The following is a 20,309-nucleotide window of genomic DNA, read 5'->3' as shown; positions in this document are numbered from 1 at the left end:
CCCAGACGCGATATGCGCGAGCAGTTCGAGATCCGGGACCACGACGGCGCCGGCCGGATCGGCCGCCTGACGGTTCCGCGAGCCGGCGTGACCGTCGAAACCCCGGCCCTCCTGCCGGTGATCAACCCGAACGTGCTCACGATCGATCCCGAACGCCTTCGGTCGGAGTTCGGCGTCGACGCCCTGATCACCAACTCCTACATCATCCACAGCACCGACCGGGTTCGGGAGCGCGCCCTCGAGGAGGGGCTGCACGACCTCCTGGGGTTCGACGGTGCGATCATGACCGACTCCGGGTCGTTCCAGCTCGCCGAGTACGGCGACATCGACGTGACGACCACGGAGATCCTCGAGTTTCAGCACGCGATCGGCTCCGACATCGCCACGCCGGTCGACGTGCCGACGCCGCCCGACGTCGAGCGCGATCGGGCAGCGGCCGATCTCGAGACGACCGAGACCGCGCTGGCTGATGCCGCCGCCGTCGATACCGGCGAGATGCTCGTGAACGCCCCCGTCCAGGGGTCGACGTATCCCGACCTCCGGGAACGTGCCGGCCGCCACGCCGCCGGGACCGACCTCGACGTCTTCCCGGTCGGGGCGGTCGTCCCCTTGATGAACGGTTATCGATATGCGAACGTCGTCGACGTCGTGCTGGGCGCCAAGCGCGGGCTCGACCCGGACTGTCCGGTCCACCTCTTCGGCGCGGGCCACCCGATGATGCTCGCGCTCGCGGTCGCCTGCGGCTGTGATCTGTTCGACTCGGCGGCCTACGCGCTGATGGCCCGCGACGGACGGTACTTGACCGTCTCGGGGACCGAACACCTCGATGACCTCACGTATCTGCCGTGTTCCTGTCCGGTCTGTGCCGACCACACGCCCGCCGCTCTCCGCGATACCGACGAGACCGAGCGGGAACGGCTGCTCGCCGAGCACAACCTCCACGTCACCCTCGAGGAGCTGCGTCGGGTGAAGGAGGCAGTTCGGTCGGGGTCCCTCTTGGAGCTCGTCGAACGACGCGCCCGCGGTCATCCGTCGATGTGGGACGGCTACCGCGCACTGCTGGACCACCGCGAGCAGCTCGAGGCGACCGACCCGGTCTCGAAGGGAACGTTCTTCTCGCTGTCGGCCGAATCCGCGCGCCGGCCCGAGATCGCGCGCCACCACGACCGGCTCGACCGGCTGTCGGTCCCCGCGTCGCTGCTGCTCACCGTCTCGAAGCCCCCCTCGGACCACGAGTACGACGCGGTCTGGCGGGTCAAGCCGCCGTTCGGTCCCGTCCCGCCCGCGCTCTCCGAAACCTATCCGTTGACCGCCGAGGCACCTGACCGCCCCGACGCGGCGCTGCGCCGCGCGGCTGTCGACGGCGTCGCCCGGCTCGCCCGTGAGCACCCGACGACCGCGATCACGTTCGCACACGACGACTGGGAGGCAGCGGTCCTCGACCGGCTTCCCGCGTCGGTCGCGCTCGAGAACCTCGCGGCGATCGGACACTAGTTCGTCGCGGTCACGACGCCCGTCCGTCCTCCGGTCGGCGGAAAAGGGCCGTGACCCAAAGGCACATGTACGCCGAAACCGTACCACCGGCAACGAATGTCCCATAGTCCGTCACTGCCGGACCGTCCCCGCCTCGAACTCGACCCCGAGATGAGCGAGGGGGAACGGCTCGAAGCGATCCGCAAGCATTTCCGGCGGATCGTGCAGGTAAACGACGAGCTCGAACAGCGGCTCGAGGACGCCGAAGGCCGACGCGAGGACCTCCAGCACGACGTCGACGAACTGAAACGGGAAAACGAGGTCCTGAAGACCTCCTCGCTATACATCGCCTCCGTCGAGGAGCACACCGACGACGGCGTCGTGATCAAACAGCACGGGAACAACCAGGAGGTGCTGACCGAGACGGCCACCTCGGTGACCGACGAGCTCGACCCCGGCGACCGCGTCGCGATAAACGACTCCTTCGCGATCCAGACCGTGCTCGACGACGAGACGGATGCGCGGGCCCAGGCGATGGAGGTCGACGCCTCCCCCGACGTGACCTACGCGGACATCGGCGGCATCGACGACCAGATCCGCGAGGTTCGCGAGGCGGTCGAGGACCCCCTCGAGAACCCGGAAACGTTCGATATCGTCGGCGTCGAACCCCCAAGCGGCGTTCTGCTGCACGGCCCGCCGGGGACCGGCAAGACGATGCTCGCGAAGGCGGTCGCCAACGAGTCCGACGCCACCTTCATCAAGATGGCCGGCTCCGAGCTCGTCCGGAAGTTCATCGGCGAGGGGTCACGGCTGGTCCGTGACCTCTTCGAGCTCGCTGCCGACCGCGAGCCCGCGGTGATCTTCATCGACGAGATCGACGCGGTCGCCTCCAAGCGGACGGACTCGAAGACCTCCGGCGACGCCGAGGTCCAGCGGACGATGATGCAGCTGCTCTCCGAGATGGACGGCTTCGAGGACCGCGGCGAGATCCGAATCATGGCTGCCACGAACCGGTTCGACATGCTCGACGAGGCGATCCTCCGGCCGGGCCGGTTCGACCGGCTCATCGAGGTCCCCAAGCCCGACGCCGCCGCCCGCGAACGGATCCTCGAGATACACACCGAGGGCATGAACGTCGCGGACGATCTCGACCTCTCGGGACTCGTCGCGGACCTCGAGGAGTTCAGCGGCGCGGATCTCGCATCGCTGGCCACCGAGGCCGGAATGTTCGCGATCCGCGACGGCCGGACCGAGGTCACCCGCGCGGACTTCGCGGACGCGGTCGAGAAGCTCGACTCGGCCGAGGAGGCCGCCGACCGCAACATCCACTATCAGTACTGACCGGCGGTCGGACCCGTCTCGCCGTCGGCCCGACCGATCGCCGTTCCGTCCCGTTTTTCCGACCGTTCCCGTTTCGAAACCGCTTAGCGCGTCGGTCGCCGATCTTCGACGATGGCATCGATCCACGTCGCCGCCGGCGTCGGCGTCGCCCCGACGGCGATGGCGGCCTACGACGCGGCACTCGCGGACGCGAATCTGCACAACTACAACCTCGTCACCGTCTCCTCGATCGTTCCCGCGGACGCCACCGTCACGAGCGTCGATCGCGCGCCAGACCTGGGTCCGGCCGGCAACCGGCTCACGGTCGTCCAGGCGAAACGACACCTCGGACCGGCGGTGGACGCCGGGACGACCACGGACGCCGGGACGACCACGGACGCCGGGACGACCACGGAGGACGACCCGGACGCGGACCGGCCGTCGACGATCGCCGCCGGGCTCGGGTGGGCGACCGGCCCCGGTCCGGGGCTGTTCTACGAGGTGACGGGCACGGAGCCGGCGACGGTTCGGGACCGGATCCACGAGGGGCTCGACGCGGGCGCGACCCTCCGTGACTGGGACCTTCCCGACCGCGAGACGCTCGTCGAGTCGGCGACGCCCTCCCCGGACGCCCACACGTGCGTCGTCGTGGTCGCGGCCTACGGCGACTCCGAGCCGATCGTGTGAGTCGATCCGGTCCGACTACTGCCGAGCCGACGCGACGAGCCGACGCGATGATCCGGCTCGATCCGGGTGCCGTCCCGATCCGGATCCACCCCGGTCAGCCGAGTTCGGGCGAATCGGCCGGATCGACGCCGAGTTCGGCGACGCCTTTTTGAACGCGGTCCCCCTATCGATCCCAATCTCAATGAACGGCAACAACCCGTACGCGGGCGCACCGGGCGTCACCCCGGCCGGCGAACCGGACCGTGACGCAGTCGAGCTCTCCGCGGCTCAGGAACGCGAACTTCGAACCGCAGTCGCCGGGATCGTCTCGCGGACGGAGTCGTACCTTCCCGACAGTTACGTCGTTGGGTCCGAGCTGTCGGTCGGCAGCAACGGCCCGCAGGCGACCGTCGCGGTGAATCCGCCCGCCGGCCACCCCGTTTCCGCCGGCTTCGCCCCGGACGTCGAGGACCTCGAGACGGGGCTGGCCGACACCGACACGGAGGAGGTCGCGAAGGGACTCGCGGCCAGCGCGGCCCTTCAGGTCATGGACGCGGTCGGCGAGATCACGCCGACGGCGAAGTGACGAGACGGTGCGGTCGGCCGCGGGTTCCCGATCGCCTCATTTTCCCCAAAAGGGGTCGCGGCTCCGGCGCTTGTCGAGGTAGCCGTGGAGCGCCTCCAGCTCGTCGGCCGTGATGTCGTCGGCGAGCTCCTGTTCGAGGATCTTCGCGTGCTTTTCGGGGATCTCCGTCCAGAGGACGTCGCCCTCCTCGATCTGGCGGCCGACCGTGGGGCCGTCGATGGCGACGCTGACCCGCTCGCCGGCGCGAGCCTCCTCGACGTCCTCGCCCTGTTTCTGGATCCCCGAGAGCTGACCTCGGCGGTCCGGCTCGCCGTTCTCGAAGGCGACCACGTGCCGGTTGTTCTGGAGCGTTCCAGCGAGCACCTCGACGCCGACGACCGCGGGGTCGTTCTGGCGGAAGGTGTGGTCGGGCAACAGCCGGAAGCGTGCCGGCCTGACGATCTTATCGAGGACGGTCTCCTGTTGGGCGCGCTTGCGCTCCTCGACGAAGGTGTCGTACTCCTCGATGAGCTGGTAGATGACCTCGTCGGTGAACAGCTTGACGTCGGCGACCTCGAGTTCGTCCCTGGCGTTCGGGAGCACGTCGACGTTGAACCCGAGGATCGCCTTGTGCTCGTCCTGGTTCGCGGTCTCGGCGATCGCGACGTCCCGCGGCGCGATGTCGCCGACCTCGGCACGCATGATCGGGATCTCCGCCTCCTCGAGCGCGCTCGCCATCGCCTCGAGCGAGCCGAGCGTGTCCGCCTTGATCACGACGCCGTCATCGGCGGTGTCGACGTCGATCTCCTCGAGTTCCGCAGTCACCTCCGCGACAACGTCGTCGAGGTCGCGGTCGCGAACGACCCGAACCGGCGCTCCGGCCATCGCGTCCTCGAGATCGGGTGCGGCGATCTTCACGCCCGCGGCGGCGGCGACCGAATCGACCTTTTCGAACTGTTTTTCGGTCCGGATCTCCGCGAGCGGCTGCGGCTGCAACAGCGCACGGATGTCGGTGACGATCGGTTCGTCCTGGCCGCCGATGACGACCTGGTCGTCCGTTCGGATCACGCCGTCGTACATCACGGCGTCGACCGTTGCTCCGAACCCCCGCTCCTCCTTCACCTCGAGGACCGTCCCGACGCCCGGTCCCGACACGTCGATCGCCATCTCCTCCTTCATAAACCGCTGGGACAGACCCATCAGCACGGTCAGTAGGTCCGGCACTCCCTCGCCGGTCAGCGCGGAGACGGGCACGACGCCGATGTTCTTCTGGAAGTCCTGGACGCGCCAGTAGAGGTCCGCGGAGAACCCGGCGTCGGAGAGTTCGCCGATGAGCGCGTAGAGGTTCTCGTCGAGCATCGACCGGGCACGGTCCGACTGCGCCTCGTAGGTCTCTTGGACCGGCGCTCCCTCCCGCGGGTTCCATCCCGGCGTGGTGTCGATCTTGTTGGCGGCGACGACGAACGGCGTTCCGGTCCGTCGGAGGATGTCGATCGCCTCCTCCGTCTGCGGCTGGAAGCCGTCGTTCACGTCGACGACCAGCACCGCGATGTCCGCGAGCGCGCCGCCGCGCGCACGGAGGGTCGAAAAGGAGTGGTGGCCCGGCGTGTCGATGAACAGCAGCCCGGGGAGGTCGAAGTCCTCCGGCTGAACGAGCTCGCCGGCCATCGTGGAGATCGTCGACAGCGGGATGTCGGTCGCCCCGATGTGCTGGGTGATCGCACCCGCCTCTCCCTCGCTGACGGCCGATCCGCGTATCTTATCGAGCAGGCTAGTCTTGCCGTGGTCGACGTGACCGAGCACGGCGACGATCGGCGTTCGAAGGGTGTCGGAGTGTGTGTCGTCGGTCATCGAAATGCCCCCGAGAAGGTTACTACCGTGTTCGAGTCGTGGACGCCAGTTAAGTGTTTCAGAACGCCGAGACGCGCGGCGGCGAGGTGCCCGTGGCCCTTCCCGGCCCGCGACGTCGGGCGACGACGCGAGTCGATCGCGTCCGTCGGCCGTCTGACGCCCCGTGGCGTTTAAGGGGACTGCCCGGATCGGTCACAGTATGGCCGACATCCTCGCCGAGAACCTCTCGGGCAAGGCGGTAATGGGTTCGGACGGGACCGAACTCGGCGACCTGTACAACATCACGATGGACCTGAAGACGGGCGAGCTGCGGAACCTCCTCGTCTCGCCGCACGAGCAGCTCGACCCCGGACGGGTCGGGTTCGCCGCCGACGACCGCGGCCGGCTGAAGATCCCGGTCGGGAACGTGCAGGCAGTCAAGGACTACATCGTCGTTTCGCGGTAATGCACGTCCTCGACTCGTCGGCGTTCATCCACGAGTACGACGTCGACGGGCCGACGGCGTCGATCCCGGCGGTCCACGAGGAACTCGAGGGCGGTCACGCCCTCCGTTTCGACGCGATGGAGGGGTCGGGGATGCGCGTGCACGTCCCCGACGCGGACGCCATCAGGCGCGTCGAGCGCGCGGCGCGCGAGTCGGGCGACGCCGACGTGCTCTCGACGACCGACGCTCGGCTGATCGCCGCCGCGGTCGAACTCGACGCGACGCTGGTCACCGACGACTACGCGATGCAGAACGTCGCCGAGCGACTCGGCGTCACCGTCGACGCGATCGCGCGTGAGGGGATCACCGAGGAGCGCGAGTGGCTGTTTCAGTGCGCCGGCTGCGGCCGGACGTTCGAGGACGACCGTGACCGGTGTCCGGTCTGCGGCAGCGACTTAACCCGCAAGAATCCAAGCTGAGGCGGTCGTCCGGGTCCCGCTTTGGCCGGGCTGTTCCGGTCCGCCGGTTTCCGATCCGCCGGCTTCCGGTCCGCCGGTTTCCGGTCCGCCGGTCTCCAGTTCGCTGATTCCCGTCCCGCTGCTACGGGCTCGGCGGATCCCCGTCGTAGGCGTCGTGGTCGGTGAAGAAGTTCAACGCCCCGAACTTCACCTTCTCCGGCGCGATGTCGATGAGCTCCGAGCGCTCCTCGGGCGGGAACCGATCCCTGACCGAGTACTTCCCCATGTCCGCATCGGTGTAGCGTCGGTCGGCGAGGATCCGAACTCCGAAGTCGTCGGGTCCCCGGATGACGCGACCGAGTGCCTGTCGCGTCTTCCTGATCGTGGGCACCTCGACGGCGTAGGTCCATCCCGGATCGCGGGTTCCGGACCCGTCCGCGAACGCGCGGTCGTAGGCGGCCTGGACCGCCTCCATCCGGTCCGAGAGGTGCGGATACGGAACGCCGACGACGATCACGGTCCGTGCCGCGTCGTCGTCGAAGCTCACGCCCTCGGCGAGCGTCCCCCACAGCGAGGTGAACAGCGCGCAGTCGTCGCTCTCGACCAACCGCCGGCGCAGGTCCTCGGTCTCCGCGCTCGATCCATCGAGGAGGAGCGTCCCGAGCGACTCCGCTCCGGTCGCGCTCGCTCCCGTTCCCGTCGGGTTCGCTCCCGCTCCGGTCGCGCTCGCTCCCGTTCCGGTCGATCCCGATCGTCCCTCTCTCGCTTCACGCCCGTCGATGTGGGCCGCCGGACCGCCGTCGATCCCGCTTCGGAGCCGCTCGTGGTACCGTTCGGCCTCCGCATACGACGGGAAGAAGACCAGCGTGTTCCCGGGCGTGAACCGGATGGCATCCCGAAGGAGTTCCCCTACGGTCTCCTGAACGTCCGGGTCCGAGCGGTCGGAGGCGAACAGCGGCGGCGTGTCGACGGCGTAGGTGATCCGGTTTGACTCCGGGTACGCGAGCTCGTAGGCGAGGCTCGCGACGTCCTCGAGCCCGAGCACGTCGGCGGTCACGTCGAACGGGCGCAGCGTCGCGCTCATCAGGACCGACGCGGCGACCTCCTCGAACAGCTCGCTCGTGACCGCTTGCGGGATACAGGTGTACAGCTCCGCCCGGCCGTAGACCTCGTCCGTGGCCTCGTTGCGCCGCACTGCAACGACCGGATACTGGCCGAACTCCACGCCCTCGTCCATCCACGTCGAGATGAACCGTGCAGCCTGCAGAGTCCCCGACTCCTTCCGGCTCGTGGTTTCGCCCTCCCGATACTGGCGTTCGTACTCCTCGTCGAGCGATCGTCCGAGCTGAACCGCGAGATCAGTCTCGACGTCGATCCCCCGGCCCTCGTATCGGTCGAGGAACGCGAGCGTGAGGTCGTCGCGTCGGTCCTCGTTGGCTATCGAGACGTCCTCCCACCGGTCGCCGACCGACTCCCGGGCGCCGAACCCGAGCCCCGCATCGTACGTCTCGACGAGCGCCTCGTGGAACGCCGAAACGACGTTCTCCGCGGCCTCGGCTCTCGAGTCGTCGGTCCCGTCGATCTCCTCGAGCGCCGATTCGAGGGTGTTCTCCGTGAGCGTTCGCGTCGCGTGCTCGCGCGCGGCGTCCTCGACGTTGTGCGCCTCGTCGAACACGGTGATGATGTCCGAGGGGTCGCGATCGATCCAGCGGAAGAACTGCTCGCGGATCGTCGGGTCGAGCAGGTGGTGGTAGTTGCAGACGACGAGGTCGACCCCCTCCATTCCCTCCTTCAGCAGCTCGTAGCCGCACAGCTCGCGCTGCTCCGCGTACTCGTAGACGTCCTCGGGCGTCCGGACGTCCTCGAAGAGCCACTCGAAGAACGCGTCCGTGTCCCGGGTGAGGTTGTTGTAGTAGTGGTCACAGACGTTCGCGGCGTCGATCTCCGCCAGCTCGTCCTCCAGCTCGTCGAGCTCCTCCATCACGGCTTCCCGGGCCTGCGCGGCCGACGCGTCGCCGTCACGGCTCTCCGCGAGGAGCTCACGCTGGCGGCGTTCGAGTTCGCCCTTGTCGGACTCGGTCTCGACCAGCGACCGCGTCGTGTCCCGCAGGGTCTGGCACTCCTGGTAGTCGACGTCGATGTGACACATCGACGACTTCCCCTTAAAAACCACCGCGCGGATCGGCTCCGTTCGCGTGATCGCCCGCGCGTCCTCGACGAACTGGCGCATCTGCTGGTGGACGTTCGTGGTGATGACGACCGTCCGGTCGTGTTCGCGTGCGTGCTCCAGCGCCGGAACGAGCGCCGAAAGGGTCTTTCCGGTTCCCGGCGCGCCCTCGAAGAGGACGTCCTGGCCGCGCGAGAGCGCGTTGGCGACCCTGTCCATCGCCTCGCGCTGGTTCGGATAGGGCTCCTCGTACGGGAAGAACCGCAGGTACGCCGGGTCTGACACGACCGGTGATTGGCCGGCATCGGCTAAAAGGGGTCGGGTCACCCACGGGCTCGGATCCCCGACCGGGCGTGAGGGTCCCGTCCGTCTCGATCCCCGAGCGGCTGAAACCGGGTTTTTAAAGACTCGGCGACCGGTATCGCCGACAATGACGATCGAAGACCGCGACGACGCCTACCTCATCACGCACGCGCTGGCGAAGGACACCCTCTCGCGGCTCCGGGACGTCGAGACCGAGCAGGTCGCCTTTCGAAAGGGGCTCGTCAAGCTCGGCCGGATCTGCGGCTACGAGATCATCGACGGCGCGATGGACACCGAGTACGTCCCCGTCACGACCCCCCTTGCGGAAACCACTGGCGAGCGCGTGAAGGGGCTCGACGACGTCGTGATCATCAACGTGTTGCGCGCCGCGACCCCGTTCGTCGAAGGGTTGCTCAAGGCGTTCCCCCGAGCCAAACAGGGAGTCATCTCCGCGGGACGCGACGAGGACGCCGGAATGAACGACGACGGCGAGTTCCCGATCACGATCGACTACGTGAAGCTTCCCGAGATAACCGACGACGACACGGTCATCGTTGCCGACCCGATGCTCGCCACCGGCTCGACGATGTGTGCCGTCCTCGATCACGTGCTCTCGGAGGCCGACGGCTACGAGAACCTGTTCGTTCTCTCGGCCGTCTCGGCGCCCGACGGTCTCGTTCGGGTCGGGGACGCCGCTCCCGAGGCCGACCTGCTCACGGTCTCGATCGACGACCATCTCGACGACGACGGTTTCATCGTTCCTGGCCTCGGCGACGCCGGCGATCGGGCGTTCCGCACGACGTGATTTCGTCACCGACCGGCAGCAGCCCCCGCCTCCGCACCGACCGCCCCGTCCCTTTTAAGAGACTGCCCGGATAGGTACCGGTATGACCGACGCGGAGCCAGACGAGCCCTGTAGCGCCTGCGGGGACCCGACGCCGGACGCGCTCGCCCGAACGATTCGGCTGAGCGTCGACCGCGCGAACATCGACACCCAGCGGCTCTGTCCCGACTGCTTCGCCGAGTGGATCGACCGCTACCAGCGGGAGATGGAGCCGGATTCCGGCGGGATCTCCGAGAACGGCTCCGACATCATCGTCGACTGACTCGGCCAGTTCGGGTCCGGCCCCGTGCGGAGGTATATACCCGATACCGACCCAACCGCCGTATGTCCTGACCGCTTGCCCCACGGTCGGCGAGGCGGGTGCGCGATGTGCCGCCGTGGGATCCACGTATCGGCCCGAGCGACGAATCTTGCCGTTCGGTGCGCCCGGAATTCCCATCGCCTGCTCGCTATTTCGTGACGGATGCTGCCGCGACGGCTCCGTTCGCGGCGGCCACCGATCAGTCGTCGATCGAGACGCGCCCGCTGGTCGCGCTTCGGAGCCGGTCCTCGAGTTCCGAAGCGTCCGTGACCGGAACCCGAACCTCGAAGCTCACGTCGACATCGTAGTCGGCCTCGAAGCTCACGTCCGCCGACTCCAGGATCCCCCGGACGGTCCCTGAGTCGTCGTAGGTGGTCGTCACCGTTCGCCGACGGTGTGGAACCTCCTCGCGGACGCCGGCCGCGTCGATGGCCTCCCTCGCCGCGCGTCCGTAGGCCCGTACGAGGCCGCCCACGCCGAGGTTCGTCCCGCCGTAGTACCGCGTGACGACGACGACCACGTTGCGGATCTCACGTCCCTGGAGGACGTTTAGCGCCGGCTTTCCCGCGGATTCGGAGGGCTCTCCGTCGTCGTTGGCGTACTCCCGGATCATCACGTTCCCGTCAGTCGATCGTTCCTCGGGCGACGTCGCGGGCACGCGGTAGGCCGGAACGTTATGCGTTGCATCGGCGTATTCCGTCCCGATCGCGTCGATGAACGTTTCCGCCGCCTCGACCGACGACGCCGGTCCGACGTGGCCGATGAACTCCGATCCCCGAACCTCGAAGGCGATCCGTGCCCGTTCGGCGACCGTCAGGTACGGGTCGGTCACTCCTTCGTCCCCGTTTTCTCGACGTCCTCCGTCTTCGTTTCCTCGGCATCCGTCCGCAGGCGCTCGAGCACCACCGGAGTCGGCGGCGCCAGCCGGTACAGCGCGACGAACGCGATCACGCCGATCGCCTCCGCGACCTTTCCGACGAGCGCGTACGGATCGCCGATCAGCGCCTCGATCGGGGCCGTCCGATGCCACAGGAGGAAGCCGACGAGGAACGCCGCGAGCGTCCCGGCACCGAGGGCGTACAGCCGGCGGTACTCCCCACCCCGAACCGTCGCGGCCGCGATCAGCACGGTGAACGCCGCCGCCAGAACGAACGTGGCGGGTCGCGGGTCGGTGCCCGTGCCGAGACGCGGCCACGCCCAGAGGACGTGAGTTGCCGCCGAGAGGATCGCCGCCTGCACCGCGATCGCTCGAAGGACCGGCTTCGGTGATCGGTCCCGGCCACCATACCGGGCGTCGTCTCGGGGCGAGTCCGCCATCCGACTCACTCCCAGGGATGATCGCCGGACGCGTCCGGCCACAGCGGATACCAGTAGGACTCGTCGTCCTCGACGTCGAGTTCGGACTCGAGAACCGACTGGAGCTTGAACTCGACGCGTTCGTCGCGGTCGCTGGATCCGGTCGGGACGAACGGGTAATACGCCCCTCGGCGGAAGGAATAGATCCAGTAGGCTCGCCGGTCGTCCGTCTCGAATCCGAAGACGGCAGCAAGCAGCCGCGACCCGAACCCGGACTCGACGAACGTGTCGGCCGCGAAGTGGACGCTCGTCACGAGGTCCTCGGGATCGTCGTCCTCGAGGACGAACCACCGGTAGCCGTGGTCGTCCGTATGCTGGTGGAATCCGGTACCCGTTTCCGCTTCGCCGGCGTCGAGGATGGCTTCGACCTCGTCGACCGCGTCGGCGAACGCCGTCGAGTCGACGCCGGAGAAGCACAGCGCCGCCTCCCCGGCGTGGTCGTATCCGAGGTCGGCCTCCATCGTCATATAGGCCGTCGACATCCCGAACAGGTCCTCGGGGTCGGCTGCACGCGTGGCGTCCGACTCCGCGTTCGTGCCGAACACGGACCGGATCGTCTCGAAGAGTCCCATCTACTGTCCCGGCGTAGGGGCCGGAGGGATTAGGGCCTTTCTCACGCGGTTTCCAGTTCGCGCTCGAGATCGCGAAGCCGCTCGATCCGCCGCTCCGTGGACGGGTGCGTGCTGGCGAGCTTGCCGATGATCCCCGACCGGATCGGGATGATGAAGAAGGCGTTCATCTCCGCCTCCTGGCGCAGGTCCTCGGACGGCACGCGGTCCATCCGGCCGTCGATGCGCTGAAGCGCCGACGCGAGCGCGCTCGGATTGCCGGTGATGCTGGCCGCGCCCCGGTCCGCGGCGAACTCCCGGTACCGCGAGAGCGCGCGGATGAGAAGAAACGAGATCATCCAGATCACGAGCGAGACCGCGATCGCGACCCAGACGGGGGGCGCGTTCCGGTCGTCGCCGGCGAAGAGCCAGCCCCACCTGACAACGAAGAAGGCGATCGTCGAGAGGAACGACGCGATGGTCATCACCATCACGTCCCGATTCTTAACGTGGGCAAGCTCGTGGGCGATCACGCCGTCGAGCTCGTCCTGGTTCAGCGTGTTCAACAGCCCGGTGGTGACACAGACGGTCGCGTTCCGCTGGTTCCGGCCGGTCGCGAACGCGTTCGGCACCTGGGTGTCGGCGATCGCGACGGTCGGCTTGGGAAGGTCGGCCTGCTGGCTCAATCGCTCGATCGTCCGGTGGAGTTCCGGGGCTTCGTCCGGTTCCACCGTTCGGGCGCCCATACTCCGAAGGGCGAGTTTGTCGCTGTAGTAGTACTGGATGAACGAGAACGCGCCCATGAAGACGATCGCCCCGCCCATACTGATCATCCCCGTCTCCAGGAGGAACGCGATGAAGACGAGATAGAGGGCGAACAGCAGGAACATCGTGAACGCCATTCTGCCCCTGAGTCCCCAGTCAGTGCTCCACTCCATACGTCCGGATATCCGGTGCGGATGTTAAAGGCTGCCGAACCCGGCCGTACCGGTTTCCCGTACCCTTTTTCCGTCTCGGATCCAAGGTTCGGTATGGAATCGAGGCGGCGGAAGCCGGACTGGCTCAAGATGCGTCCACCGTCCGGAACGCGGTTCACCGAGATCCGGTCGACCCTCCGTGACCGGAACCTCAACACGGTCTGTGAGGAGGCCAACTGTCCGAACCTCGGCGAGTGCTGGTCCGGTCGCGACGGCCCCGGCACGGCGACGTTTATGCTGATGGGCGACCGCTGCTCCCGCGGCTGTAACTTCTGTGACGTCGAAACCGGCGGCATGGACCCACTCGATCCCGAGGAACCCGAGAACGTCGCCGACGCGGTCGCGGAGATCGGTCTGGAGTACGTCGTCTTGACCTCCGTCGACCGCGATGACCTGGATGACGGCGGGTCGGCACACTTCGCCGAGACGATCCGGGCGATCAACGACCGCGATCCCGAGATCCTCGTCGAGGTGCTGATCCCCGACTTCGGAGGCGACCCCGACGCGATCGACCGGATCATCGACGCGGAGCCCGACGTGATCGCCCACAACGTCGAGACGGTCGAACGGCTCCAGTGGCCGGTTCGTGACCGCCGCGCCGGCTACGACCAGTCGCTGTCGGTGCTCGACCGCGTGAACCGAACCTCGGACGTCCACACGAAGACGAGCCTGATGCTCGGCGTCGGGGAATACGACCACGAGGTCTATCGGACCCTCTCGGACCTTCGCGAGATCGACGTCGACATCGTCACCTTCGGCCAGTACCTGCAGCCGTCACGGTCACACCTCGGCGTCTTCGAGTACGTCCACCCCGACGTCTTCGAAACCTGGCGTCGAGTCGCCGAGGACGAGTTCGAGTTCCTGTACTGCGCGTCCGGGCCGATGGTGCGCTCGTCCTACAAGGCCGGCGAGCTGTTCGTCGACGCCCTGCTGCGCGAGGGGCGCTCCGTCGAACACGCACGGCGTCGAGCCCGTTCGGCCGGGGAGGCGTGAGGCGTCGAGCCCGTCCGGCCGGTTGCTAGCCGATGATCTCGAACTGTCTGCCGATCGCGACGTCTCCCGGGAGCCCCCAGTAGACGAACCGGTGCGTTCCGACCCCGAGGGCCGGACAGACATCGAGGTCGGCAGTCGACAGCGTGTCGGCGACCGGCTCCTCCCGAAGCGTGAGCGACCACGTGTAGCCCCCGCCGGAGCCGACGGTCTTCGTGTCATCGGGGTACACCGCCTCGCTACCGTCGATCGTGCCGCGGACGTCCTGCCAGCCGGCCGCGGTTCGTCGTTGGATCGCGACGTGCTCGTCGCTCGCGATCTCGACGTCGACGTCCTGATCGAGACACCGGAGGACGACCCGCAGGTCGCTCCCGTAGGTTTTCTCGGCACCCTGGAGCGCGAGTTCGAACCGGACGTCGGCCGGCGTGCGCGCCGTGACGTACGTGGCCCCGTCCTCGGGAAATCGCTGGTCGAGCCGCCGGAACGAGTCATCGTCACACCGCAGCTCGTCGATCTCCCCGGACGGACCCTGTGGACCCTCTCCGGAGGCGAAATCGAGACAGCCAGCGACGGCGACCGTTCCGGCGGTCCCGACGCTCGAGAGCAACGCCCGTCGTGACAGCTCCATACGTCGACTACCCGCCGTGGTCGTATGAACGTCCCGACATCGCTCGACGCTTTTGGCGGCGTCCGTGGTCGGTTTCCTCGGACTGATCGGGACGTCTCGTTCGGGACGTCTCGTTCGGGGTCCTCGAGACGCGTCGGTTCGGAATCGCTTTCCGCTCCCCGGCCGTGCTTCCGGTATGAAGCTGTTCGGCTCGAGCGGGACGCGCGGGGTCGCGATCGCCGACCTGTCGCCGGAGTTCGCCCTGCGGGTGTCGAAAGCGGCGGGCACGGTGTGGGACGCCGATCGGGTGGCCGTCGCGCGGGACACGCGGACGACCGGCGAGCTGCTCTGTAACGCCGCTGCGGCCGGCCTTGCCGCGGTCGGCTGCGACGTCGACCGGCTCGGCGTGGTCCCGACGCCGGCCGTCGGCCGGTACTGCGCGGTTCGGGAGATCCCCTGCGTCCTCGTGACCGCCTCCCACAACCCCCCGGAGTTCAACGGCATCAAGCTGGTCGGCGCCGACGGCGTCGAGCTCCAGGTCGACGCGCTCGAGCGCGTCGAGAACCACGTTCTCGGCGAGGAATTCGCCGAGACCGACTGGCGGGGTGCCGGCGAGACGACCCGGATCGACGGCGTGAACGACGCCTACGTCGAGTCCGTCGTCGACGCCGTCGACCGGACGGCGATCGCCGACGCCGACCTCACCGTCGCCGTCGACCCGGGCCACGGGGCCGGATCGCTGACCAACCCGGAGATATATCGCCGTCTCGGCTGTTCGGTCCGTACCGTGAACGCCCAGCCGGACGGCCGCTTCCCCGGGCGGCTTCCCGAACCGGTTCCAGCCCACCTCGGGGACCTCCGGCGGCTCGTCCGGTCGAGCGACGCCGACCTCGGGATCGCACACGACGGCGACGCGGACCGGGCCGTCTTCGTCGACGAGACCGGCGCGTACATCGAGGGCGACGCCTCGCTGGCGGCGCTGGCGGTCGAGGCCCTCTCTGCGGGTGACGCCGCGGTCTCGGCGGTCAACGTCTCCCAGCGGCTCGTCGACGTGTGCGAGGCCGTCGGCGCCGATCTCGAGCTCACGCCGATCGGCGCGACGAACATCATCACCCGCGTCCGGGAACTGGAGGCGTCCGGGAGGCGGGTCCCCATCGCCGGCGAGGGCAACGGCGGCGTCTTCTTCCCCGAGTATCGACTCTCGCGGGACGGCGCCTACATCGCCGCGCGGTTCCTCGAGCTGCTCGCGGACGGCCGGACCGCCAGCGAGGCGGTCGCTCCCTACGCCGAGTACGTCAACGTCCGGCACAACGTTTCGTACGACTCCGAGGCCGAGCTCGACCGGCTGCTGGGCGCCGCGGAGGCGTACGTCCGCGAGGCCGACGCCGAGCCGAACACCACCGACGGCTATCGGCTCGATTACGGCGACGCCTGGGTGCTCGTCCGCCCCTCGGGGACCGAGCCCAAGGTCCGCGTCTACGCCGAGGCCCGCTCCGCGGATCGCGCCGAGGAGCTCGCGGACGGGATCCTCGCGGCGCTGGAGGACGCGCGGTAACGGCTCCGGTTATCCGCACGTCGTTTCTCCGGTCAGCCGCGATTCGTTTCGGCGTTCTACTCCGCGGTCTCCGCGAGCACCGTCTCGATCAGATCGAGCACGTCGCGAGCGGCCGCCACCCGGTCGTGGATGTCGCCGGAGGCGAGCAGTTCCCGGTCCGTCTCGTCGAGTTCCGCCCGCGTGACCGCGGCCTCGCGTATCGTCTCGTAGTCGTCCTCGCGCGTCCGGTCGCGGACCGTCCGCAGGAGAGCGACCGTCTCCTCGTCCGCGAACCGCGAGGCGAGCGGGGTCAGTTCCTTGATCCGGTAGCGCAGCTCCTCCGCCGGTTTCGGGGGCCACGCGAGCGTGAACGGCTCGCCGTCGAGACGGTCGATCCAGGTCCGGTGAACCGCCACCGCGGTCCGGAGCGCGCCCGGGTCGTCGACGTAGTGGTCCAGCTTCGACTGCGAGTAGTCGGCGTACTCGAGCAGCGTCGGCAGCGGTTCCTCGCCGGCGGCGTGGTCGGCGGCGTACTCCCGAAGGTCCCGCGGCGGCTGGTCGATATCGACGAGCGGGTAGCGCTCGGCGGTCTCGAGCAGGTCGAAGACCTCGCGTGTGCTTTCGTTCCGCAGGAACGACTCGAACGCCTCCCGAACCGCCTCGTTGTAGGCGTCGACCGGCTCGCTGATGGTCTCGACCGGCGCGTCGAGGTCGACGTGGTCCCGGTCGGCGACCGCCTCACGGTCCGTCAGGTGGTCGGCCAGCCGGTCGCGAGCCTCGCGGGCGTCGTGTCTCGCCCGCCGAAAGTCGTCGACCGCCTCGTCGCGCCGCTCGAGCAGGGAGACGTACTCGCCGGCCGGCTCGAGCGCCTCCCGGGCGGCGTCGAAGTCGGACTCCGAGAGGCGCCGCTTGTCGACCGCCTCGTTCGCCGCCGCGAACGCCTCGCTTGCGGGCACGTCGTCGTCGACGTCGGTGGCGGCCTCGAACTCGCCCTCGAAGCGGACGTAGGAGCCGAAGTCGCCGGTGCCGGTCGCGTCCTCCTCGTACCGGTCGAGCACGCGGATGGCGTGCCGATACGCGTCCGCGGCGGCCTCGACGCGGCCGCGACCCACGTCGTCGATCCGCGCCTCGATCGACCGGCGTTCGTCGTATCGTTCCCGCAGCTCCGCGGCCGCGCTCGCGGCCGCCGCGACCGGCTCGACGGTTGCGACCGCGTCGTTCACGTCGTCGTCCCCCGTGGCGTCGGGGTCGCGGCGGCGACCATCGATCAGTACACCTCGTCGGGGTCGAAGACGCGCTCGCCGACGTGTTCGCCCTCCACCGTCCGGTAGAAGCACGACCGATGGCCGGTGTGGCAGGCGCCGCCGGACTGGTCGACGAGATACAGGAGCGTGTCGGCGTCGCAGTCGACGCGGACCTCGGCGATCTCCTGGGTGTGTCCGGACGTCCCGCCCTTGTGCCACAGCTCCTCGCGGGACCGCGAGTAGTAGTGCGCCTCGCCGGTCTCCAGCGTCCGGTCGAGCGCCTCCTCGGTGACGTACGCGAGCATCAGCACCTCGCCGGAGTCGACGTCCTGGGCGATCGCGGGGACGAGCCCGTCCTCGCCGAAGTCGACCGTCACCGCCTCGCCCACGTTCTCGGCCTCACTCATACCCGAACCGAGACGGAGCGGCCGAATAGGCCTTTTGGGGCTCGCTCACTCGGATCGGCTCCCATCCGGCTCCGCGTCCGACCCCGCCCAGTAATCGACCTCGTCGTCGATCGCGTAGTACCCCTGCACCGATCGTCGGTCGCGACTCCCCGGCGGGGAGCCGACGTAGACCCCGATCCGGTCCCGGTCGGGATAGACGGTGACGTCCGGGTCCCGCATCGTCGAGACCATCAGGTACCGGAGCACCCCGTCGCCGTCGTTGATCACGCGATGCCCGCCCGTCTCGTCGGCCGGGAACGCGGCGTAGTCGCCCGCCTCCAGCCGGTGTGTCCCGCCGTTCACCCGCAGCGATCCGGTCCCCGCGAGCACGTACAGCGCCTCCTCGTTGGCGGCGTGGTAGTGGTAGGGCCACGACCGTTCCCCGGGCGGGAGTTCGTACAGGCTACAGCCGAGCTCCTCGCCGCCGGCCGCCTCGCCGAGCTGTTTCCTGCGAAACATCGCGTCGTCGCGATCCAGTTCGCTCCACTCCAGATCCGCCTCGTTGACCGGTTCCATACGACGACGTCGACGGCGGCGGACGTAGTCGTTTGGGCGTCACCCGACGCCGTGGTCCACCGAGGTCGTCGTGACCGGGGTCGTCGTGTCCGTCGCCGTCACGACCGATGTCGAAGGAAGGAATCGACCGCAGCCGCGATCACCTCGGGAGCATCGCCCGGACCGCCGTGACCGATCCCGTCGAACTCGACGAACCGACTGTGGGGGAGCGCGTCGTGGATCGATCGGGCACTTTTTCGGAGGAAGTCGGGACCGTGGGTTCCGGACGACACGAGCACGGGAGCGTCGACGTCGAGCCGATCCGGGAGCCGATACCGTTCGACGGCGCGGTTCATCCTGACGACCTCCTCGGCGAGGGCCACGCAGTCGGGCCACACCGGCCACTCCGACAGCCAGGCGTCGAGGTCGTCGATCCCGTCGGGATGGAGGACCCGCTCGACGTATCGTTTCACCGCCTCGTGGCGCCGCCCGTCCTCGATCAGTGCCGCCATTCGGTCGGCGAGTGCGGCCGTCTCGCGGTGGTCCTCGGGCAGAACCGCCGGTTCGTACGCGACGACGGCCGCGACGTCGGCATCCGTCGCCGCCTCGATGGCGGTGAGCGCGCCGTAGGAATGGCCGAAGACGACCGGGTCTTCCTCGACGGCGTCGATGAGGTTCCGGACGTACCGGACCTCCCGGTCGAGCACCTCCTCGGCCGTCGTGTCCGCCGGGTCGTCAAGACACGTTCCGAATCCCGGTCGTTGCGGGACGATGGACGCGTCCTCCTCGAAATGCGGGATCACCGGGGTCCAATACTCCGGGGGCGCCATCCCGCCGTGCAGGAGGATCAGGGGTCGTCCGGACCCGTGTCGTTCGAACTCGATGCGACTTCCGTCGTCGGTGGTCACTGTCTGCATCGGCGTCATCCCGTATCCGAGCGACCCGCGAATGGATGTCCCTCGATCGTCCGGGTCTTTAAGTGGGGAGCGGCGGCCACGTCGTCGCGACGGTCCCCTCGATGAGTTCGGTTTGTGCCCGCCGGAGCCGCTCGGAGGTCGCCGACGTCGAGATCCCCAGTTCGGCAGCGATCTCCGCGAGGGATGCGCCGCGCGGAACGTCGAAGTAACCACGTTCGTAAGCCGTTCGGAGGGCTTCGTCCTGGCGGTCGGTGAGCCCCTCGCCGGGCGGCTCGGGATCGCTTTGATTCGTCAGGCGGTGTAACCGGAAGCCGGCGTTCCGTCGCCAGAACGACGCGAACCGGCCGAACGTCTCCCGGTCGGCGAACCATCCCGTCTGGCGCCAGCCGCCCGGACGCACCTCGATCCGGTCGATGATCGCGTCGGTCGTCGCGAGCGCCTCGAGCCCGCTCAGGTCGTCGAGCGCGGCGCCGAGCTGCTCCTCGAAGCTGAACGCCGGGAGCACCTGGTACCGACGCGTGTCGCCGGCGTCCCCGATGTGCGTCCACTTCCCGACGTCGGCGGCGCTTCCGAACGCGTTCTCGACCGCCGTTCGATCCCCCTCCTGTACCGTGACGAGAAACGGGGGTCGGTCGCCGTGGTTGTACTGGAGTTCGAGCGTCACCGTCGCTCCCTCGACTGCGTCCGCAACCCCGGTGAGCGGCAGCGCCTCGCAGTGGATGTCGAACTCGGCCACGAGTCCCATATCCACGCGTGTTTCTCCGGCGTGTAATGGATGCATCGACTGCTCGCGGCATGCCGCCACGTCAGCCGTCGAAATGGC

General features: G+C 68.6%; 22 protein-coding genes. 10 read left to right on the top strand and 12 right to left on the bottom strand.

Annotated elements, in window-relative coordinates:
- Positions 1-12: 12 nt before the first annotated feature.
- The 4 genes from tgtA (at position 13) to CPZ00_RS06445 (ending at position 4,045) form a co-directional block, all read left to right on the top strand.
- The gene (tgtA, locus tag CPZ00_RS06460; protein WP_096390152.1) at positions 13-1,494 is read left to right on the top strand and encodes a tRNA guanosine(15) transglycosylase TgtA; all 1,482 of its coding nucleotides are present in this window, start codon (positions 13-15) and stop codon (positions 1,492-1,494) included.
- Positions 1,495-1,590: 96 nt separating this feature from the next.
- Positions 1,591-2,814 carry a proteasome-activating nucleotidase Pan2 gene (pan2, locus tag CPZ00_RS06455; RefSeq protein WP_096390151.1) on the top strand — a complete coding sequence of 408 codons (1,224 nt, stop codon included), beginning with the start codon at positions 1,591-1,593 and terminating at the stop codon, positions 2,812-2,814.
- A gap of 111 nt (positions 2,815-2,925) precedes the next feature.
- Complete coding sequence (locus CPZ00_RS06450; RefSeq protein WP_096390150.1) at positions 2,926-3,480, top strand: pyruvoyl-dependent arginine decarboxylase; 555 nt, start codon at positions 2,926-2,928, stop codon at positions 3,478-3,480.
- A 181-nt stretch (positions 3,481-3,661) separates the two neighbouring features.
- Positions 3,662-4,045: a DUF5811 family protein gene (locus tag CPZ00_RS06445; protein ID WP_096390149.1), complete on the top strand. Its 384-nt coding sequence runs from the start codon at positions 3,662-3,664 to the stop codon at positions 4,043-4,045.
- A 36-nt stretch (positions 4,046-4,081) separates the two neighbouring features.
- Here CPZ00_RS06445 and infB read toward each other — a convergent pair whose 3' ends face one another.
- A complete protein-coding gene (infB, locus tag CPZ00_RS06440) occupies positions 4,082-5,875 on the bottom strand; it encodes a translation initiation factor IF-2 (protein ID WP_096390148.1) in 1,794 nt (597 codons plus the stop codon).
- A 199-nt stretch (positions 5,876-6,074) separates the two neighbouring features.
- Between infB and CPZ00_RS06435 the strand changes: the two genes are divergently transcribed.
- The gene (locus tag CPZ00_RS06435) at positions 6,075-6,320 is read left to right on the top strand and encodes a PRC-barrel domain-containing protein (RefSeq protein ID WP_021074594.1); all 246 of its coding nucleotides are present in this window, start codon (positions 6,075-6,077) and stop codon (positions 6,318-6,320) included.
- Positions 6,320-6,778 carry an NOB1 family endonuclease gene (locus CPZ00_RS06430; protein WP_096390147.1) on the top strand — a complete coding sequence of 153 codons (459 nt, stop codon included), beginning with the start codon at positions 6,320-6,322 and terminating at the stop codon, positions 6,776-6,778. Before CPZ00_RS06435 ends, CPZ00_RS06430 begins: the two co-directional genes overlap by 1 nt.
- A 121-nt stretch (positions 6,779-6,899) precedes the next feature.
- On the opposite strand, the gene CPZ00_RS06425 is transcribed toward CPZ00_RS06430, so the two are convergent.
- A complete protein-coding gene (locus tag CPZ00_RS06425; protein ID WP_096390146.1) occupies positions 6,900-9,209 on the bottom strand; it encodes an ATP-dependent DNA helicase in 2,310 nt (769 codons plus the stop codon).
- A gap of 145 nt (positions 9,210-9,354) precedes the next feature.
- Between CPZ00_RS06425 and upp the strand changes: the two genes are divergently transcribed.
- Both upp and CPZ00_RS06415 read left to right on the top strand, forming a co-directional pair.
- A complete protein-coding gene (upp, locus tag CPZ00_RS06420; protein ID WP_096390145.1) occupies positions 9,355-10,032 on the top strand; it encodes a uracil phosphoribosyltransferase in 678 nt (225 codons plus the stop codon).
- 82 nt (positions 10,033-10,114) lie between these two features.
- The gene (locus CPZ00_RS06415; RefSeq protein WP_096390144.1) at positions 10,115-10,333 is read left to right on the top strand and encodes a DUF7569 family protein; all 219 of its coding nucleotides are present in this window, start codon (positions 10,115-10,117) and stop codon (positions 10,331-10,333) included.
- A 238-nt stretch (positions 10,334-10,571) separates the two neighbouring features.
- On the opposite strand, the gene CPZ00_RS06410 is transcribed toward CPZ00_RS06415, so the two are convergent.
- Genes CPZ00_RS06410 through htpX form a run of 4 tightly spaced genes read right to left on the bottom strand, consistent with a single transcriptional unit; the run spans position 10,572 to position 13,214 of the window.
- A complete protein-coding gene (locus CPZ00_RS06410) occupies positions 10,572-11,204 on the bottom strand; it encodes an IMPACT family protein (protein ID WP_096390143.1) in 633 nt (210 codons plus the stop codon).
- On the bottom strand, positions 11,201-11,689 hold the full coding sequence (locus CPZ00_RS06405; RefSeq protein ID WP_096390142.1) for a hypothetical protein: 489 nt from the start codon (positions 11,687-11,689) through the stop codon (positions 11,201-11,203). The genes CPZ00_RS06410 and CPZ00_RS06405 overlap by 4 nt, the downstream gene beginning before the upstream one ends.
- A gap of 5 nt (positions 11,690-11,694) precedes the next feature.
- Positions 11,695-12,300 carry a PspA-associated protein PspAB gene (gene pspAB / locus CPZ00_RS06400; RefSeq protein WP_096390141.1) on the bottom strand — a complete coding sequence of 202 codons (606 nt, stop codon included), beginning with the start codon at positions 12,298-12,300 and terminating at the stop codon, positions 11,695-11,697.
- A 41-nt stretch (positions 12,301-12,341) separates the two neighbouring features.
- Entirely contained in the window at positions 12,342-13,214 is an 873-nt protein-coding gene (gene htpX / locus CPZ00_RS06395) for a zinc metalloprotease HtpX (protein ID WP_096390140.1), read from the bottom strand.
- Positions 13,215-13,307: 93 nt separating this feature from the next.
- On the opposite strand from htpX, the gene lipA reads away from it, so the two are divergent.
- On the top strand, positions 13,308-14,246 hold the full coding sequence (lipA, locus tag CPZ00_RS06390; RefSeq protein ID WP_096390139.1) for a lipoyl synthase: 939 nt from the start codon (positions 13,308-13,310) through the stop codon (positions 14,244-14,246).
- Between the two features lie 25 nt (positions 14,247-14,271).
- Here lipA and CPZ00_RS06385 read toward each other — a convergent pair whose 3' ends face one another.
- Positions 14,272-14,871: a hypothetical protein gene (locus CPZ00_RS06385; protein ID WP_096390138.1), complete on the bottom strand. Its 600-nt coding sequence runs from the start codon at positions 14,869-14,871 to the stop codon at positions 14,272-14,274.
- 175 nt (positions 14,872-15,046) lie between these two features.
- Between CPZ00_RS06385 and glmM the strand changes: the two genes are divergently transcribed.
- A complete protein-coding gene (gene glmM, locus CPZ00_RS06380; RefSeq protein WP_096390137.1) occupies positions 15,047-16,405 on the top strand; it encodes a phosphoglucosamine mutase in 1,359 nt (452 codons plus the stop codon).
- Positions 16,406-16,461: 56 nt separating this feature from the next.
- On the opposite strand, the gene CPZ00_RS06375 is transcribed toward glmM, so the two are convergent.
- The 5 genes from CPZ00_RS06375 to CPZ00_RS06355 all read right to left on the bottom strand — a co-directional run bounded on the left by CPZ00_RS06375 (position 16,462) and on the right by CPZ00_RS06355 (position 20,231).
- Positions 16,462-17,607 carry a DUF7118 family protein gene (locus CPZ00_RS06375; protein WP_096390136.1) on the bottom strand — a complete coding sequence of 382 codons (1,146 nt, stop codon included), beginning with the start codon at positions 17,605-17,607 and terminating at the stop codon, positions 16,462-16,464.
- A 44-nt stretch (positions 17,608-17,651) separates the two neighbouring features.
- The gene (gene hisI / locus CPZ00_RS06370; RefSeq protein WP_096390135.1) at positions 17,652-18,035 is read right to left on the bottom strand and encodes a phosphoribosyl-AMP cyclohydrolase; all 384 of its coding nucleotides are present in this window, start codon (positions 18,033-18,035) and stop codon (positions 17,652-17,654) included.
- 45 nt (positions 18,036-18,080) lie between these two features.
- Positions 18,081-18,590 (bottom strand): cupin domain-containing protein, encoded by a 510-nt coding sequence (locus tag CPZ00_RS06365; RefSeq protein ID WP_096390134.1) that lies wholly within the window; start codon positions 18,588-18,590, stop codon positions 18,081-18,083.
- A 98-nt stretch (positions 18,591-18,688) separates the two neighbouring features.
- Entirely contained in the window at positions 18,689-19,486 is a 798-nt protein-coding gene (locus CPZ00_RS06360; protein ID WP_096391620.1) for an alpha/beta fold hydrolase, read from the bottom strand.
- A 58-nt stretch (positions 19,487-19,544) separates the two neighbouring features.
- On the bottom strand, positions 19,545-20,231 hold the full coding sequence (locus CPZ00_RS06355) for a helix-turn-helix domain-containing protein (RefSeq protein ID WP_096390133.1): 687 nt from the start codon (positions 20,229-20,231) through the stop codon (positions 19,545-19,547).
- Positions 20,232-20,309: the final 78 nt, after the last annotated feature.

Origin of the sequence: Halopenitus persicus (genome assembly GCF_002355635.1) — an archaeon.
GTDB lineage: Archaea > Halobacteriota > Halobacteria > Halobacteriales > Haloferacaceae > Halopenitus > Halopenitus persicus_A.
This window is presented reverse-complemented; position numbering and strand designations above follow the sequence as displayed.

What these genes read in the sequence shown, in the direction of transcription:
- CPZ00_RS06415 (WP_096390144.1), top strand. Translation starts at nt 10,115, where the DNA reads ATGACCGACGCGGAGCCAGACGAGCCCTGTAGCGCCTGCGGGGACCCG.
- CPZ00_RS06365 (WP_096390134.1), bottom strand. Translation starts at nt 18,590, where the DNA reads ATGGAACCGGTCAACGAGGCGGATCTGGAGTGGAGCGAACTGGATCGC.
- CPZ00_RS06385 (WP_096390138.1), bottom strand. Translation starts at nt 14,871, where the DNA reads ATGGAGCTGTCACGACGGGCGTTGCTCTCGAGCGTCGGGACCGCCGGA.
- CPZ00_RS06360 (WP_096391620.1), bottom strand. Translation starts at nt 19,486, where the DNA reads ATGCAGACAGTGACCACCGACGACGGAAGTCGCATCGAGTTCGAACGA.
- CPZ00_RS06445 (WP_096390149.1), top strand. Translation starts at nt 3,662, where the DNA reads ATGAACGGCAACAACCCGTACGCGGGCGCACCGGGCGTCACCCCGGCC.
- CPZ00_RS06450 (WP_096390150.1), top strand. Translation starts at nt 2,926, where the DNA reads ATGGCATCGATCCACGTCGCCGCCGGCGTCGGCGTCGCCCCGACGGCG.
- tgtA (WP_096390152.1), top strand. Translation starts at nt 13, where the DNA reads ATGCGCGAGCAGTTCGAGATCCGGGACCACGACGGCGCCGGCCGGATC.
- CPZ00_RS06435 (WP_021074594.1), top strand. Translation starts at nt 6,075, where the DNA reads ATGGCCGACATCCTCGCCGAGAACCTCTCGGGCAAGGCGGTAATGGGT.
- pan2 (WP_096390151.1), top strand. Translation starts at nt 1,591, where the DNA reads ATGTCCCATAGTCCGTCACTGCCGGACCGTCCCCGCCTCGAACTCGAC.
- pspAB (WP_096390141.1), bottom strand. Translation starts at nt 12,300, where the DNA reads ATGGGACTCTTCGAGACGATCCGGTCCGTGTTCGGCACGAACGCGGAG.
- hisI (WP_096390135.1), bottom strand. Translation starts at nt 18,035, where the DNA reads ATGAGTGAGGCCGAGAACGTGGGCGAGGCGGTGACGGTCGACTTCGGC.
- lipA (WP_096390139.1), top strand. Translation starts at nt 13,308, where the DNA reads ATGGAATCGAGGCGGCGGAAGCCGGACTGGCTCAAGATGCGTCCACCG.
- infB (WP_096390148.1), bottom strand. Translation starts at nt 5,875, where the DNA reads ATGACCGACGACACACACTCCGACACCCTTCGAACGCCGATCGTCGCC.
- upp (WP_096390145.1), top strand. Translation starts at nt 9,355, where the DNA reads ATGACGATCGAAGACCGCGACGACGCCTACCTCATCACGCACGCGCTG.
- glmM (WP_096390137.1), top strand. Translation starts at nt 15,047, where the DNA reads ATGAAGCTGTTCGGCTCGAGCGGGACGCGCGGGGTCGCGATCGCCGAC.
- CPZ00_RS06405 (WP_096390142.1), bottom strand. Translation starts at nt 11,689, where the DNA reads ATGGCGGACTCGCCCCGAGACGACGCCCGGTATGGTGGCCGGGACCGA.
- CPZ00_RS06430 (WP_096390147.1), top strand. Translation starts at nt 6,320, where the DNA reads ATGCACGTCCTCGACTCGTCGGCGTTCATCCACGAGTACGACGTCGAC.
- CPZ00_RS06355 (WP_096390133.1), bottom strand. Translation starts at nt 20,231, where the DNA reads ATGGGACTCGTGGCCGAGTTCGACATCCACTGCGAGGCGCTGCCGCTC.
- htpX (WP_096390140.1), bottom strand. Translation starts at nt 13,214, where the DNA reads ATGGAGTGGAGCACTGACTGGGGACTCAGGGGCAGAATGGCGTTCACG.